Annotated in this window: 26 protein-coding genes; all 26 read left to right on the top strand. The window is 51.1% G+C overall.

All coding sequences use genetic code 11. From position 1 onward, the window contains the following. Positions 1 to 13 precede the first annotated feature (13 nt). The 26 genes from EGM51_10445 to EGM51_10320 all read left to right on the top strand — a co-directional run bounded on the left by EGM51_10445 (position 14) and on the right by EGM51_10320 (position 14,417). Positions 14 to 487 carry a 30S ribosomal protein S7 gene (locus EGM51_10445; protein QBG47791.1) on the top strand — a complete coding sequence of 158 codons (474 nt, stop codon included), beginning with the start codon at positions 14 to 16 and terminating at the stop codon, positions 485 to 487. A gap of 146 nt (positions 488 to 633) precedes the next feature. Then, the gene (gene fusA / locus EGM51_10440) at positions 634 to 2,766 is read left to right on the top strand and encodes an elongation factor G (protein QBG47790.1); all 2,133 of its coding nucleotides are present in this window, start codon (positions 634 to 636) and stop codon (positions 2,764 to 2,766) included. A 13-nt stretch (positions 2,767 to 2,779) separates the two neighbouring features. Then, the gene (locus EGM51_10435) at positions 2,780 to 3,088 is read left to right on the top strand and encodes a 30S ribosomal protein S10 (GenBank protein ID QBG47789.1); all 309 of its coding nucleotides are present in this window, start codon (positions 2,780 to 2,782) and stop codon (positions 3,086 to 3,088) included. Between the two features lie 13 nt (positions 3,089 to 3,101). After that, complete coding sequence (locus tag EGM51_10430; protein QBG47788.1) at positions 3,102 to 3,728, top strand: 50S ribosomal protein L3; 627 nt, start codon at positions 3,102 to 3,104, stop codon at positions 3,726 to 3,728. 12 nt (positions 3,729 to 3,740) lie between these two features. After that, entirely contained in the window at positions 3,741 to 4,364 is a 624-nt protein-coding gene (locus EGM51_10425; protein QBG47787.1) for a 50S ribosomal protein L4, read from the top strand. A gap of 11 nt (positions 4,365 to 4,375) precedes the next feature. Beyond that, on the top strand, positions 4,376 to 4,660 hold the full coding sequence (locus EGM51_10420; protein QBG47786.1) for a 50S ribosomal protein L23: 285 nt from the start codon (positions 4,376 to 4,378) through the stop codon (positions 4,658 to 4,660). A gap of 15 nt (positions 4,661 to 4,675) precedes the next feature. Next, positions 4,676 to 5,503, top strand: coding sequence for a 50S ribosomal protein L2 (locus tag EGM51_10415; GenBank protein QBG47785.1), 828 nt, complete (start codon positions 4,676 to 4,678; stop codon positions 5,501 to 5,503). Continuing rightward, positions 5,503 to 5,772: a 30S ribosomal protein S19 gene (locus EGM51_10410; GenBank protein QBG47784.1), complete on the top strand. Its 270-nt coding sequence runs from the start codon at positions 5,503 to 5,505 to the stop codon at positions 5,770 to 5,772. The genes EGM51_10415 and EGM51_10410 overlap by 1 nt, the downstream gene beginning before the upstream one ends. Before the next feature lie 98 nt (positions 5,773 to 5,870). Continuing rightward, a complete protein-coding gene (locus EGM51_10405) occupies positions 5,871 to 6,212 on the top strand; it encodes a 50S ribosomal protein L22 (GenBank protein QBG47783.1) in 342 nt (113 codons plus the stop codon). Between the two features lie 11 nt (positions 6,213 to 6,223). Beyond that, entirely contained in the window at positions 6,224 to 6,856 is a 633-nt protein-coding gene (locus EGM51_10400; protein ID QBG47782.1) for a 30S ribosomal protein S3, read from the top strand. An 11-nt stretch (positions 6,857 to 6,867) separates the two neighbouring features. After that, positions 6,868 to 7,287, top strand: a complete 420-nt coding sequence (locus tag EGM51_10395; GenBank protein ID QBG47781.1) for a 50S ribosomal protein L16 — start codon at positions 6,868 to 6,870, stop codon at positions 7,285 to 7,287. A 15-nt stretch (positions 7,288 to 7,302) separates the two neighbouring features. Further along, entirely contained in the window at positions 7,303 to 7,497 is a 195-nt protein-coding gene (locus tag EGM51_10390) for a 50S ribosomal protein L29 (GenBank protein QBG47780.1), read from the top strand. Positions 7,498 to 7,502: 5 nt separating this feature from the next. Further along, a complete protein-coding gene (locus EGM51_10385; protein ID QBG47779.1) occupies positions 7,503 to 7,769 on the top strand; it encodes a 30S ribosomal protein S17 in 267 nt (88 codons plus the stop codon). Positions 7,770 to 7,783: 14 nt separating this feature from the next. Next, a complete protein-coding gene (locus EGM51_10380) occupies positions 7,784 to 8,149 on the top strand; it encodes a 50S ribosomal protein L14 (protein ID QBG47778.1) in 366 nt (121 codons plus the stop codon). 19 nt (positions 8,150 to 8,168) lie between these two features. Beyond that, the gene (locus tag EGM51_10375) at positions 8,169 to 8,396 is read left to right on the top strand and encodes a 50S ribosomal protein L24 (GenBank protein ID QBG47777.1); all 228 of its coding nucleotides are present in this window, start codon (positions 8,169 to 8,171) and stop codon (positions 8,394 to 8,396) included. 43 nt (positions 8,397 to 8,439) lie between these two features. Beyond that, complete coding sequence (locus EGM51_10370; GenBank protein ID QBG47776.1) at positions 8,440 to 8,988, top strand: 50S ribosomal protein L5; 549 nt, start codon at positions 8,440 to 8,442, stop codon at positions 8,986 to 8,988. A 14-nt stretch (positions 8,989 to 9,002) separates the two neighbouring features. Beyond that, positions 9,003 to 9,401: a 30S ribosomal protein S8 gene (locus EGM51_10365; GenBank protein ID QBG47775.1), complete on the top strand. Its 399-nt coding sequence runs from the start codon at positions 9,003 to 9,005 to the stop codon at positions 9,399 to 9,401. A gap of 12 nt (positions 9,402 to 9,413) precedes the next feature. Continuing rightward, the gene (locus tag EGM51_10360; protein QBG47774.1) at positions 9,414 to 9,956 is read left to right on the top strand and encodes a 50S ribosomal protein L6; all 543 of its coding nucleotides are present in this window, start codon (positions 9,414 to 9,416) and stop codon (positions 9,954 to 9,956) included. Then, entirely contained in the window at positions 9,956 to 10,291 is a 336-nt protein-coding gene (gene rplR, locus EGM51_10355) for a 50S ribosomal protein L18 (GenBank protein ID QBG47773.1), read from the top strand. The genes EGM51_10360 and rplR overlap by 1 nt, the downstream gene beginning before the upstream one ends. Before the next feature lie 10 nt (positions 10,292 to 10,301). Then, positions 10,302 to 10,853: a 30S ribosomal protein S5 gene (locus tag EGM51_10350; GenBank protein ID QBG47772.1), complete on the top strand. Its 552-nt coding sequence runs from the start codon at positions 10,302 to 10,304 to the stop codon at positions 10,851 to 10,853. 20 nt (positions 10,854 to 10,873) lie between these two features. Continuing rightward, the gene (locus EGM51_10345) at positions 10,874 to 11,314 is read left to right on the top strand and encodes a 50S ribosomal protein L15 (GenBank protein ID QBG47771.1); all 441 of its coding nucleotides are present in this window, start codon (positions 10,874 to 10,876) and stop codon (positions 11,312 to 11,314) included. Positions 11,315 to 11,335: 21 nt separating this feature from the next. Then, positions 11,336 to 12,679 carry a preprotein translocase subunit SecY gene (secY, locus tag EGM51_10340; GenBank protein QBG47770.1) on the top strand — a complete coding sequence of 448 codons (1,344 nt, stop codon included), beginning with the start codon at positions 11,336 to 11,338 and terminating at the stop codon, positions 12,677 to 12,679. Continuing rightward, positions 12,676 to 13,329 (top strand): adenylate kinase, encoded by a 654-nt coding sequence (locus EGM51_10335; GenBank protein QBG47769.1) that lies wholly within the window; start codon positions 12,676 to 12,678, stop codon positions 13,327 to 13,329. Before secY ends, EGM51_10335 begins: the two co-directional genes overlap by 4 nt. After that, positions 13,326 to 14,084 carry a type I methionyl aminopeptidase gene (map, locus tag EGM51_10330; GenBank protein ID QBG47768.1) on the top strand — a complete coding sequence of 253 codons (759 nt, stop codon included), beginning with the start codon at positions 13,326 to 13,328 and terminating at the stop codon, positions 14,082 to 14,084. The genes EGM51_10335 and map overlap by 4 nt, the downstream gene beginning before the upstream one ends. Beyond that, a complete protein-coding gene (gene infA / locus EGM51_10325; GenBank protein ID QBG47767.1) occupies positions 14,084 to 14,338 on the top strand; it encodes a translation initiation factor IF-1 in 255 nt (84 codons plus the stop codon). Before map ends, infA begins: the two co-directional genes overlap by 1 nt. Beyond that, positions 14,304 to 14,417, top strand: a complete 114-nt coding sequence (locus EGM51_10320) for a 50S ribosomal protein L36 (protein ID QBG47766.1) — start codon at positions 14,304 to 14,306, stop codon at positions 14,415 to 14,417. The genes infA and EGM51_10320 overlap by 35 nt, the downstream gene beginning before the upstream one ends. Positions 14,418 to 14,426 lie beyond the last annotated feature (9 nt).

Below are 14,426 nucleotides of genomic sequence, written 5' to 3'. Positions count from 1 at the left end.
GGATATTTGAACTATGGCAAGAAGACATAGAGCTGAAAAACGTGAGCTGACTCCTGATCCGCGCTACAACAATCAGTTGGTTGCGTACATGATCAACTGTGTAATGGAGCGTGGTAAAAAATCGGTTGCGGCTAAAATTGTTTACGGAGCACTGGAAGACATTCAGGCGCAGCTGAAGGACGAGGATCCGGTTGAAGTATTTACTACAGCGATCGAAAATGTTTCCCCGCGCCTTGAGGTTAAATCACGTCGTGTCGGTGGTGCGACCTATCAGGTTCCGCTTGAAGTTAAGCCCAAACGCCAGATTGCGCTCGCTACCCGCTGGCTGATCTCTTATGCCGGAAACCGTAAAGGGGTTCCGATGCGTAAAGCACTGGCAAACGAAGTTATTGATGCGTTCAAAGGGCAGGGTGCCGCTATTAAGAAGCGTGATGATACGCATAAGATGGCACAGGCCAACAAGGCGTTCGCACACTACCGCTGGTAATACGGCTCGGTAGATAGCCGCTTTCCGACTGCTGATTAAACAGCAGGAAGAGGAAATTGCAGATATAGGAAACCTTCCCAGGGGGAGGGTCGCCGATTGAAAGGAAGCTTCCACCGTGTGGAAGCTTCCGGTTGTTGAAAAGAAAAATGAGTGTTGTGAGCAAAAACAAAAAGAAAGCAGTTAACGGTTCGGGTTCCCGTACGGAAGCCGAAGGCCGCGCGCATTCGCTTTCGTCTGTTCGCAATATCGGTATCATTGCCCATATCGACGCGGGTAAAACAACGACCTCCGAACGTATTCTGTATTATTCCGGTAAAGTGCACAAAATCGGTGAAGTGCACGATGGTACCGCCACCATGGATTGGATGATTCAGGAGCAGGAGCGCGGCATTACCATTACCTCTGCAGCAACCACCTGTTTCTGGCAGGACCATCAGATCAATATTATCGATACCCCCGGCCACGTTGATTTTACCGTGGAAGTGGAACGCTCACTTCGAGTCCTTGACGGCGCAGTGGGCGTTTTGTGTGCTGTGGGCGGTGTTCAGCCGCAGTCCGAGACGGTCTGGCGTCAGGCCAATAAATACAGTGTGCCGCGGCTTGCTTTCGTGAATAAAATGGATCGGATGGGAGCGGACTTTTACAGCGTTATTGATCAGATGCGCAATAAGCTGAAAGCTCCGGCTGTTGCTATTCAGCTCCCGATCGGTGCGGCTGAGACTTTTGTGGGGCTTATCGACCTTATCAGCATGAAAGCCATGCACTTCTCTGAAGACGACATGGGGGCCAGAGTGGAATATGTTGATATTCCTGCTGATATGGCGGCCGACGCTGAGGCGTATCGTGCCGAGCTGATCGAAAAAGTGGCCGAGGTCGATGAAGAGCTGCTGGAAGCCTACATGGAAGATACGGAGGTTTCTGAGGAAGCACTGATTGCTGCACTGCGCCGAGCTACTATTGCCAACGACATTGTTCCCGTGCTGGTCGGCTCTTCTTTGAAAAACAAAGGGGTTCAGCCGTTGCTTGATGCCGTGGTTTCCCTGTTGCCCTCTCCGCTGGATATTCCGGCTGTGGAAGGGGTTAACCCGAAGTCGGGAAAAGAGCTGTTGCGAGAAGCGTCCGATTTTGAACCGCTGACCGGTCTTGTCTTTAAGATGGCGACCGATAAATTTGTCGGGAAGCTCGCCTTTGTTCGCGTTTATGCCGGTCAGTTGAAAAAAGGTCAGAATATCTATAATCCGCGCACCAAAAAACGCGAGCGCATTGGCCGCCTGTTGCGACTGCATGCGAACCACCGTGAAGATATTGACGTGCTGTATGCCGGTGAGATCGGCGGCATGGTCGGTCAGAAACTGTTTACTACAGGTGATACGGTCTGCGCTGAAAATGATCCGATCGTTCTGGAGAATATCGAATTTCCCGAGCCTGTAATTTCTATGGCGATTGAGCCGAAATCAACGGCTGACAAAGATGCGCTGGTTGAAGCGCTCAAAGATCTGGCCGACGAAGATCCCACGTTCCGTACGTCGATTCACGATGAAACCGGCCAGACGATTATCGAAGGCATGGGTGAGCTCCATCTCGAAATTATCCGGGACCGCATTCTGCGTGAATATAAAGTGCAGGCCAATGCCGGTAAGCCGATGGTGGCTTACCGCGAATCGGTTTCCGCAAAAGGTGAAGGGTCCTTTACCTTTGAACGCACTATCGGTGATGAAAATCATTTTGCCGCCCTGACGCTGGCTGTAGAGCCGAATACAAGCGGAGCGGGCAATGTTATTCAGTTTGATGTTTCCACTAAAATTATTCCCGATGAATTCCGCAAAGGAATTGAAGAGGGGATTGCCGATGCGCTGCTGACCGGTGTTCTCGGTAATTTTGCCATCATTGATACAAAAGTTACAGTGATCGGCGGCCAGACCCGCGATATAGATTCGACCGAAGTAGCATTCCGTTCAGCAGCGGTTATGGCGTTACGCGAAGCGGTCCGCAATGCCGGTCCGGTTCTGCTTGAACCGATTATGCTATTGGAAATTGAGTCCCCCGAGGAGCACCTGGGCGATGTTATGGGTGACCTCAACAGCCGCCGCGGACGAATTCGCGAAATTACGGCTTCAAATGATCTGCAGGTCGTGCAGGCGGATGTTCCGCTTGCCGAAGTTTTCGGATACGCAACCAGTCTGCGTTCCTTAACAAAGGGTAGAGCGAGCTATTCGATGGAACCGCAAGCGTTTGACCCGGTTCCGTCGCATATGACAGACGCTATCCTTAACCGTTAGAAGAGAGAAAATAATGACAAACCAGAGAATCAGAATCCGGCTGAAGTCGTTTGACCATCGTGTCCTCGATGTTTCCGCCACTGAAATTGTCGAAACGGCACGTCGTACCGGCGCCCGCGTTGCGGGCCCGATTCCGTTGCCGACCCGTATCGAACGGTTCACCGTGAACAAAAGTCCGCACGTGAATAAAAAGTCGATGGAACAGTTCGAGATTCGTACGCACAAGCGTCTGCTCGATATCATTGATCCCACCATTAAAACCGTGGATGAGCTGAAAAAGCTGAATCTGCCGGCCGGTGTGGATATCACCATTAAGATCTAAGGAGGTTTCAATCATGAAAGGTTTGATTGGTAAAAAACTGGGCATGACCTCCATCTATACTGAAGATGGTGTTGCTGTGCCGGTTACCGTTATTGAAGCTGGTCCGTGTGTTGTGACTCAGCTTAAGGACGAAGACAAAGACGGCTACAAAGCGGTGCAGCTCGGCTTCGGCGACCAGAAAGAACAGCGCATGAACAAACCTGCGCTCGGTCATCTTAAAAAAGCAGGTGTTGGGCCGAAAAAAGTACTTCGTGAATTCCGTGTTGATGAAGTGGAAGTCAATGTCGGTGATGAAGTTACTGCAGCGGCATTTGAAGAAGTTAACTATGTCGATATCGTAGCCACCGGTAAAGGCCGCGGTTTTCAGGGTGTTGTAAAGCGTTATGATTTCGGTGGTGGCCGTGCGTCGCATGGCGGCGGCTGGATCCGTCGTACCGGTTCGATCGGGATGTGCGAATTCCCGGCGCGTGTTTTCAAGGGCAAGAAAATGCCTGGCCAGATGGGGGACAAGCGCGTTACCACGCAGAATCTGAAGGTTGTGCAGGTTCGTCCTGAAGAAAATCTGATTCTGGTTAAAGGATCCGTACCGGGCGCTAAAGGCGGTATCGTTACGATCAAAGAAGCCCTTAAGAAAAAGTAAGCGGGGATTATCATGAGCAAAGTACCTGTTAAAAATATCAAGGGAGAAAGCGTCGGCGATTTCGACGTTGCGGATGATCTCCTCGTTCTCGACAAGGGTGACCATGCCGTTCACGAATCGGTCGTTGCATATAACGCAGCGCAGCGTGCCGGCACGGCCTCTACGAAAAGCAAATCTGAAGTTAACGGTTCCGGCAAAAAACCGTGGAAACAGAAGGGTCTGGGCCGCGCGCGTGCCGGCTATAAGCAGTCTAATGTCTGGCGCGGCGGTTACGTTGCGCATGGTCCGAAGCCCCGTAGCTACAGGAAAAAGGTCAACAAGAGCACGGCTCGTCTGGCCTTTGCCCGCGCATTCAGTGCAAAGGTGGAGCAGGGTGATATCACGGTGATTGACGAACTGACGCTTTCGGCACCTAAAACGAAAGAATTTGCTGCAGTCCTGAAAAACCTCGGTCTCGACCGTGGTGCACTCTTCATCGTAGACGAAGTCAGCGAAAATCTGCTGCTGGCGTCCCGTAATATTCAGAACGTTGAAGTAACGACAGCGAAGCTGGTTAATATCTACCAGATTCTCCGTTACAGGAACGTGATTGCAACCAAAGCCGGTATGGAAGCGCTCCTCGAGCGTATCGGATAAGGAGATTATCGATGAAGAATTCAGCCGATATCATTAAAAAAGTTTTGTTGAGCGAAAAGGGCATGATCCTCTCGGAGGAGCAGAACAAGTATATGTTCAGTGTTGCCATGGACGCCAACAAGGTGGAAATCAAACGAGCTGTTGAAGAGCTCTTCAATGTCCGTGTTATGGCCGTCAATACGATGCGCCGAAAAGGCAAGAAGAAGCGCCTTCGTACCGCTCGCTACGGAATGACTGCAGCATCGAAACGTGCTGTGGTCACATTGCATGCTGACGACAGCATTAACCTGATCTAATAGGAGTTTGTCGCAATGCCTTTAAAAGCACACAAACCGTACACACCGAGCCGCCGGCACATGGTGTTGTCGGATTTTGCCGAGGTCACAAAGAGCAGCCCGGAGCGCTCGTTGATCAAAGCGAAAAAACAGAAAGCCGGCCGTAACAGTGCGGGACGTATCTCGGTACGTCACCGCGGAGGCGGTCATAAACGCCGCTATCGTGTAATCGACTTCAAACGCGACAAGTTCGGTATTCCGGCTAAAGTTGCGGGAATCGAATACGATCCGAACCGTTCTGCACGTATTGCATTGCTGCATTATGCGGACGGCGAAAAACGTTATATCATTGCTCCGGCAAAACTTGAAGTCGGTTCAACGGTGATGTCCGGCCCGGATGCGGAACCTTCAATCGGAAACGCACTGCCGCTGGGAAAAATTCCGGTGGGTATGGCGGTTCACAATATTGAGCTGGTAGCCGGTAAGGGCGGTCAGCTGGTTCGTTCTGCCGGAACGTCTGCTCAGCTGATGTCCCGTGAGGATGACTGGGCCAATGTGAAAATGCCGTCCGGTGAAATCCGCATGATCCGCACCAATTGTTATGCGACAATCGGTCGTGTCGGCAATGTGGAACACGATAACATTGTGATGGGTAAAGCCGGTCGTAAGCGCTGGCTGGGCATTCGTCCGACTGTACGCGGTGTTGCGATGAACCCGGTTGACCATCCGATGGGTGGTGGTGAAGGCCGTACTTCCGGTGGTGGTCATCCGAAGTCCCCGTGGGGTCTGCTGGCTAAGGGTAAACGTACTCGTAATAAGCACAAACAGACCGATAAATACATTCTTGAGCGGAGGAAGAAATAATGAGTCGTTCACTTAAAAAAGGTCCATATGTTGACCTTAAGTTGATCAAGAAGGTTCGTAAAATGGATGATTCCGGCCGTAAAACTCCGATCAAGACCTGGGCGCGCGCCTCGGTGATTGTTCCGGAAATGGTGGGTCATACTTTCAATGTTCACAACGGTAAAGTTTTCGTTCCGGTGTTTGTTACGGAGAATATGGTCGGGCACAAACTGGGTGAATTTTCACCTACCCGCGCTTTCAAAACTCACGGTATGGCGACGGAAAAATAGTCGGATGGGATTTTTCAAACGAATCCGCTGGATTCAGTTTGGAAAATCACTAGACTCTCCGCCCTTTATTCCCCGTGGAAAATTGAGGTTGAAAACACATGGAAGTGTCAGCAACAACTAAATACATCCGCATGTCGCCGACCAAGGCGCGTGATCTGGCAAATGAGATTAAAGGTCTCTCTGTAGCCGATGCACTGCGGATTACAGAATTCAATGCCCGTAAGGCAGCTGTTCAGATCGGAAAAACCCTGAAATCGGCCATTGCAAATGCCGAAAACAACGAAGGTCTTTCTGCCGACAGCCTGTATGTAAAGAACGCTATCGTGGATGGCGGACCGATGATGAAACGTTATCGTCCGCGTGCACGTGGCATGGCCAGTCCGATTCAGAAGAAGACGAGCCACGTAACCATTATTCTGAGCGACAACGCTAAGTCATAAGGAGACTTGTTTTGGGACAGAAAGTAAATCCTATCGGACTGAGACTCGCGCTGACGAAAGACTGGCGTTCCCGCTGGTATGCCGACAAGCGTGATTTCGGTGCCATGCTCAAAGAAGATGTGGAAATCCGCAAGCTCGTTTCTGAACGGCTGAAAGACGCGGCAGTTTCCGACATCTACGTTGAGCGTTATGCAAACCGTATTCGTGTAACGATTAAAACCGCCCGTCCGGGGCTGGTAATCGGTCGAAAAGGTGAGGACATCGATAAACTTCGGGAAGTGCTTTCCAAAATCACCAAGAAAGAGGTGTATGTGGAAATCGCAGAAGTGAAGAAGCCGGATCTGGACGCGACACTGGTTGCCGCCAATGTTGCGATGCAGCTGGAACGTCGTGTTTCGCATCGTCGTGCCATGAAACGTGCGATTCAGATGGCGATGGATAACGGTGCCCTGGGCATCAAAATCCTGGCCGCCGGTCGCCTGAACGGAGCGGAAATTGCACGTTCGGAAAGCTATAAAGAAGGTAAGATTCCGCTGCACACCCTGCGCGCCAACATCGACTACGGCGTTGCAGAAGCCAACACAGTTGCCGGTATTATCGGCATCAAGGTCTGGATCTGCAAGGAATCCGAAAAGAAAGCCTAGGAGATTGAATCATGCCTTTGATGCCAAAGAGAGTTAAATATCGTAAGGTTCAGCGCGGTTCGCGTAGGGGCCTTGCGCAGAAGGGTAACGCACTTGCATATGGCGAGTATGGCCTGCAGTCGCTGGAACGCGGTTGGATTACTGCCACGCAGATCGAAGCGTGCCGTGTTGCCGCAACGCGTGCCATGAAACGTAAGGGTAAACTGTGGATCCGCATTTTCCCTGATAAACCAATTACCAAAAAGCCGTTGGAAGTACGTATGGGTAAAGGTAAAGGTGGCGTTGACCAGTGGGTTGCAGTCATCAAACCGGGAACCATGCTTTTCGAACTGGACGGTGTTCCGGAATCGCTGGCGAAAGAGTGTCTGCGTCTTGCTGCCACCAAGCTGCCGGTCCGTGCGCGTTTTGTTCAGCGGCATGCTCACGATTAAAGGATGGAGCAGACGATGAAGGTAAACGAAATTAAAGAAATGACGGTTGCGGAGCTGGATGCTCAGCTGGAGGAAATCAAAAAGGAGCAGTTTAATCTGAAACTGCAGCAGGTTTCCGGTCAGCTGGAGAATCCGGCACGCATGAAAGAGCTGCGTCGTACGGTTGCCCGTATCAAGACCATCCAGAACCAGAAGAAAGTTGAAGGGTAACGGACATGGAAAGCAAAGAAAGAAATCTGCGTAAAAAACGCGAAGGTCGCGTTGTCAGCAAGTCCGGCGACAAGACCGTTGTTGTTCTGATTGAACGCCGTGTCCGCCACCCGCTTTACGAAAAGGAAATCCGGGTGTCTAAGAAGGTTCACGTACACGATGAAGAAAATAAAGCCGGTGTCGGCGATGTAGTGCGTGTGATGGAAACCCGTCCGCTGAGCAAGTTGAAGCGCTGGCGTCTGGTGGAAGTTGTTTCCGTAGCCGCTAAATGAGGTAGGGCCGAACGATGATTCAAGAGAATACACGTTTAACAGTTGCCGATAACTCCGGTGCGCGTTCTGTAATGTGCATCCGTGTTCTTGGTACAAAAAGTAAAGTCGCCCGTGTGGGTGATGTGATCCGCGTTAGTGTTAAAGAAGCGCTGCCGAATGGTAACATGAAGAAGGGAGACCTCTGTAAAGCAGTGGTTGTGCGTACAAAAAGCACGATCCGTCGTCCGGACGGTTCCTGTCTTCGTTTTGATGGAAATGCGGCTGTGATTATTGATGATAACAAAAACCCGCGCGGCACCCGTATCTTCGGACCGGTGGCCCGTGAGCTTCGCGACAACGATTTCATGAAAGTTGTATCGCTAGCTCCGGAAGTACTTTAACCGCCGGGAGGAGTTTAAAATGAGCAAAGCCAAAATCAAAAAAGGCGACACCGTAAAAGTGATCGCTGGAGATGATAAGGGTAAGGAAGGTAAAGTCCTGGAGGTCTCGCCGGAATCCGGTCGTGTTCTCGTTGAGGGAGTTAACCTTGTAAAGAAAGCTATGCGGCAGAGCGAGGAAAACCCGCAGGGCGGGATTGTCGAACGGGAAGCCCCGATCGCGATTTCCAACGTGAAGGTTTCCGCTTAACTCGTTCCAAGCATTGGAACCGTAATTTTGGAGGAAGGGTGAAATGACCCCAACACTGAAAACTAAATATCAAGATGCGGTAGCACCTAAGTTAATGGAAACGCAGGGCTACACTAGCAAAATGCAGGTTCCCGCACTTAAGAAGATTGTACTGAACCTCTGTGTATCGCTGAATTATGATCGCGATACGCTGACCGCTCTTGCCGATGATCTCGGTAAGATCACGGGTCAGAAGGCCGTTATCACCAAGGCCAAGAAGTCCGTTTCAAACTTCAAGCTGCGTGAAGGAATGCCGATCGGCGCACGGGTGACCCTGCGTGGTGATCGGATGTATGAATTTATGGATCGTCTCGTTAATGTTGCGCTTCCGCGTATCCGCGACTTCCGTGGTATTCCGGCTAATTCCTTTGATGGATCCGGCAACTATTCCATGGGACTCCAGGAGCAGACTGTATTTCCGGAAATCGATCCGGATAAAGTCAAGCACACGCATGGTATGGACATCACCTTCGTGACTTCCGCTACAGAAGACAGCGAAGCCAAAGAGCTGTTGTCCCTGATGGGTATGCCGTTCAAAACGGGCAACGAATAAGAGAGGTTAGAATAATGGTACTTACAGATCCAATCGCCGATATGTTGACCCGTATTCGCAACGCGAACATGGCTGAAAAAATGCAGGTTGCAATGCCGCATTCCAAAATGAAAAGCGAGATTGCACGAATCCTGAAAGCCGAAGGGTTCATCAAGGATTACACAATGGAAAACGAAAACGGGAAACCGGTTCTCAATGTTTTCCTGAAATACACGATCGAGCGCGAGCCGGTTATTCAGGGGCTTCGCCGTATCAGTAAGCCGAGCTGCCGCAAGTATGTCGGTGCTGAAGAGGTTCCGCGTGTTCTGGGCGGAATCGGTATTGCGATTCTCAGCACTTCGTCCGGTGTCATGACCGACACCGATGCGCGAGAAAAGAAAATCGGGGGCGAAGTCCTCTGCTACGTCTGGTAGGGAGATTTTATTATGTCACGTATAGGTAAACAACCCGTATCCATTCCCGACGGAGTGACCGTCGAAGTCAGCGGCCAGACCGTATCGGTTAAAGGAGCAAAGGGCGAAACGTCCTACACGGCTCCATCCTGTGTCGCGATCAAGGTTGAAGACAATAGTGTTGTCGTTTCGCGCACCGACGATTCCAAGTTCGGTAAGGCGATGTACGGAACGGTCCGCAGTCTGATCAATAACATGATCATCGGCGTCAGCCAGGGCTATAAAAAGGAACTTCTTATTGACGGTGTCGGTTACAAGGTCGTCATGAAAGGAGCCAATCAGATCGTACTTTCACTGGGCTATTCTCATGACATTGACTTCACGATTCCGGAAGGAGTCAAAGTGGAAGTCAACGGTCAGGGAACCGGGCTCTCGGTGGAAGGTATTGATAAGCAGCTGGTAGGTCAGGTTGCTGCACGCATCCGCGACTATTCACCGGTTGAGCCGTATAAGGGCAAGGGTGTTCGCTACTCGGATGAGCAGGTTCGCCGTAAAGAAGGTAAGGCGGTTGCATAATGGCTATTAAAACAAAAAAAGATTTCAGAAAACGTCGTCATTTCCGTGTACGCAATAAAGTTGCTGGTACGGCGGATCGTCCGCGCATGGCTTTCTATCGCTCGAATAAGCGGATGGAAATTCAGTTCATCGATGATGATGCACGTCTGACTCTGGCCGGTGTATCCATCAACGGTAAAAACGCTGAAGCGGCCAAAGCGCTGGGCGCAAAAGCGGCTGAGGCGGCCAAAGGCAAAGGCATTGAGGCTGTTGTATTCGACCGTGGCGGATTCGCTTTCGGCAGTAATCTTAAAACGTTGGCAGACAGCGCTCGCGAAGCCGGCCTGAAATTCTAGGAGATTCCCAATGGCAGAAGAACGTAATGAACGTAGAGGCCGTCGTGACGGCGGCGGCCGTGGCCGCCGCGGAAAACGCGACGATAAGCAGGAAGTCCGCGAAAAACCGGAATTCGAAGAACGAGTAGTACACATCAGCCGCAACTCCAAAGTTGTAAAAGGTGGTCGTCGCTTCAGCTTCGGGGCTCTGGTTGTAGTAGGTGACCGGAAAGGTCGTGTCGGCTATGGTCTTGGTAAAGCCGCAGAGGTGGCTGAAGCTATTCGTAAAGCGGGTGACGCTGCAAAGCGCAACCTTCAGACCGTAACCATGCGCGGCACCACGCTGCCGCATGATGCGCTCGGAAAGTACAGTGGTGCTCAGGTTCTGATCCGCCCGGCTTCCGAAGGTACCGGTATTATCGCAGGCGGACCTTGCCGTGCGGTACTTGAACTCGCCGGAGTTCGTGATGTACTGGCCAAATCGCTCGGTTCGAACAACCACCTCAATGTAACTAAAGCCACGCTGAAGGCACTGGACTCTCTGCGCTCCAAGCAGGAAGCTCTCGCCATCCGCAAAGGCTGATAAAGGTAGGGGATTAAGTCATGGATTTACATTCACTGAAACCTGCAGAAGGTTCCAAACATCGGAAGATCCGCGTAGGACGCGGACGTGCTTCGGGCAAAGGTAAAACGGCGGGTCGCGGCCATAAGGGGCAGATGTCCCGTGCGGGCGCAACGCATAAGCCGCTGTTTGAAGGCGGCCAGATGCCCTATTACCGCAAGCTTCCTATCCGCGGATTCAATAACATCAATCGCAAGGTGATTCTTCCGGTCAATCTGGATGCGCTCAATGCATTTGAAGACGGAACGGAAGTTACCATCGCGCTTCTTCAGGAGCGTGGTCTGGTTAACGGTCGCTTTGATGGTGTGAAGATTCTGGGCAACGGAAACGTAGAAAAGAAACTGACTGTTAAAGTTAATGCTTTCTCCGCCTCGGCTAAGGAAAAGATCGAAGCCGCCGGTGGAAGCTGCGAAGTTGTCTAATTAAAGAAAGGCCTCATTGCCATGCTTTCCGCGTTTGCTAACACATTCAAGATTCCTGAGCTCAGGCAGCGTATTCTGTTTACGCTGGGACTCATCTTTATTTGCCGGCTGCTCGCAGCCGTTCCGCTCCCGGGTGTCGATGCCCTGGCGATCCGTCAGTTTATCGAAGCGCAGGGAGGCGCAGAAGGTGGTTTGTTCGGAATCATGAACCTGTTCAGCGGGGGCGCGCTCCTGCAATGTTCGATTGGTACGCTGGGAATTATGCCCTACATCAGCGCGTCAATCATCATCCAGCTGATGACTGCGGTGATTCCGCATCTTGAAAAGCTGGCAAGGGAAGGCGATGTAGGCCGCCAGAAAATCACGCAGTATACGCGCTATCTGACGGTTGTAATCTGTGCTGTTCAGGGTATTGCAATGGGTGTTGCCCTTCAGTCCGGCGGCTATTTCGGCCTGCCGGCTGAGGTGGTACGTATTCCGGGGTTGGGATTTATCCTTTTGACGGCGCTGAGTCTGGTAACCGGTTCGCTACTCCTGATGTGGATCGGGGAACAGATGACCGATCGGGGTATCGGTAACGGTATTTCAATTATCATCACAGTGAATATTATCAGTTCGTTGCCCATGGCTGTGAAAACGCTGATTGATAAGCTGTCTCCTGTTGACGGGGTGGCGGAAATCGGTTTTTTCCACGTTGCGCTGATGATTATTCTGATTTTTGCAGTTATTCTCGGTGTGGTTGCTGTTACGCAGGCGCAGCAGAAAGTGCCTGTGCAGTTTGCCAAGCGTATGGTTGGACGGAAAATGATGAATGGTGGTACGTCGCATCTGCCGTTACGTGTAAACTATTCCGGGGTAATGCCGATCATCTTCGCTTCAGCTATTCTTCAGATCTTTCCCTCGGTTGCGGGTTATCTGCCCTATGACTGGGCAAAGAAATTTGCGTCCAGTTTTACGATGACCTCTGCGAGCTACATGATCGTATTCGGGCTGATGATTCTGTTTTTCTCCTATTTCTGGGTCGCGACGCAGTTCAATCCGGTACAGATTGCCGATGATCTGAAAAAACGCGGCGGTTACATTCCGGGTATTCGTCCAGGAACGCCGACGGCTGAATATCTTGACCGTACGATGACGCGTCTGACGCTGGCGGGTGCAATATTCCTGACCGTCGTTTCAATTCTTCCGAGTATTCTTACGTCGTCCTTCAAGGTGCCCTGGATTGTTGCATCGTTTTTCGGCGGAACCAGTCTGCTGATTATTGTCGGGGTTATGCTCGATACGATGCGCCAGATTGAATCGCATCTGCTGATGCGTCATTACGATGGTTTCCTTAAAAAAGGTAAAATGCGCAGCGGACGATGAATGCACTGATATTACTAGGGCCGCCGGGGGCGGGAAAAGGAACTGTAGCAGAAGTTCTTGTAGGCCAGGGGTACAAACACATTTCAACAGGACAGCTTCTTCGTGAGCAGATTGCCCGGAAGACCGCTCTCGGTATCGAGGCGGAAAAGGTCATGGCACAGGGGCGTTTCGTTTCTGATGAGGTTGTCGTCGGGATGATCCGCAGTCTGTTAGAGGAGGCTGATTCTTCTCAGAAATTTCTCTTTGACGGTTTTCCGCGCACATTGACGCAGGCTCGGAGTCTGGATTCGTTGCTCGAAGAGGTTGGGGGAACGCTTGAGCGTGTAATCCTTCTCAACTGTCCGGATGATGTTATTGTGCGACGTTTGTCGGGGCGGCGTACCTGTGCTAAATGCGGTTCGGTATATCATATTGAGTTTAATCCGCCTTCCCGGGGAGATCAGTGCGATGTCGAGGGCTGCGAACTGATACAGCGTCCGGATGACCGGGAGGAAACTGTGCGGGAGCGTTTGAAAGTTTATGAAGAGCAGACCGCTCCGCTAATCAATTATTATGAAGCAATGGGGCTCGTGCAGGACGTGGATGCCAACCAGAGCATAGAGGCGGTTCGTAACGAAGTGAAAAACCGGCTCGTAGGTGAAGCTACATGATTAAAATTAAAAATCAGAGCGAGTTGGCGGCGATGCGGATTGCGGCAAAAAAAACCGCAACGATTCTGCATAAGGTTGCTGCCAGAGTAGCACCGGGCGTTACGACCGGAGAACTCGATGATTATGCTGCTGAACTTGCCCGGGAAGAGAAGGGTCGATGTGCTTTTTACGGGTATCATGGTTTTTCGGGGCGCATCTGTTCTTCGGTAAATGAAGAGGTTGTGCATGGAGTGCCGGGAAAAAGGGTTATTCGCGACGGCGATATCGTAAGTATTGATTTCGGACTCGTCTATGGCGGCTTTGTGGGCGATACCGCGATTACGGTACCGGCCGGCGAGATTGATCCTGAAGTACAGCGATTGCTGGATGTTACGAAGGAATGCCTTGATGCATCGATTGCTAAAGCCGTGGAGGGGAATCGCCTCGGCGATATTTCCAATGCATGCCAGGTTGTGGCGGAAAATGCCGGTTTTTCCGTTGTTCGGGATTTTGTTGGTCATGGAATCGGTCGGGAAATGCACGAAGATCCTCAGATTCCGAATTATGGCCCTCCCGGAAGAGGTCCCGTGCTGAAGGCCGGTATGACTTTTGCTATTGAACCGATGATTAACCTGGGGGTTCATCATACTCAGACATTGGACGATGGATGGACTGTTGTGACAAAAGACCGGAAACCATCGGCTCACTTTGAGCACACGGTAGCTATCGGCAAAGAAAAAGCGGAGATTCTGACGATTCCTGATTTGGATTCGTGATGGATAAAAAAGAGACAATTTTACTTGAGGCGTGTGTGGTCTCTGTGATAGACAAACACGCTTTTGACGCAGAACTAATTAATGGACATCGTTTTGTTGCGTTTTTGAGACGGGACGATTTTAAAAAAAAGCATCCGCAAGTCGGTGCCAAAGTGATGGTTGAGATGTCGCCCTATGATATGAGCAAGGGGCGTCTTATAATTGACCAGGAGCAGAATAATGAAAGTACGAGCTTCAGTAAAAAGAATGTGTGAACAGTGTAAAGTGATCCGCCGCAAGGGCGTCGTTCGCATCATTTGCACGAACCCGCGCCACAAACAGCGCCAAGGATAAGGAATCAGG

It is taken from the genome of Verrucomicrobia bacterium S94 (assembly GCA_004299845.1).
In the GTDB taxonomy this organism is placed as follows: Bacteria; Verrucomicrobiota; Kiritimatiellia; order Kiritimatiellales; family Pontiellaceae; genus Pontiella.
The sequence above is the reverse complement of the archived record's forward strand: the minus strand, read 5'-3'. Positions and strand labels throughout refer to the sequence as shown.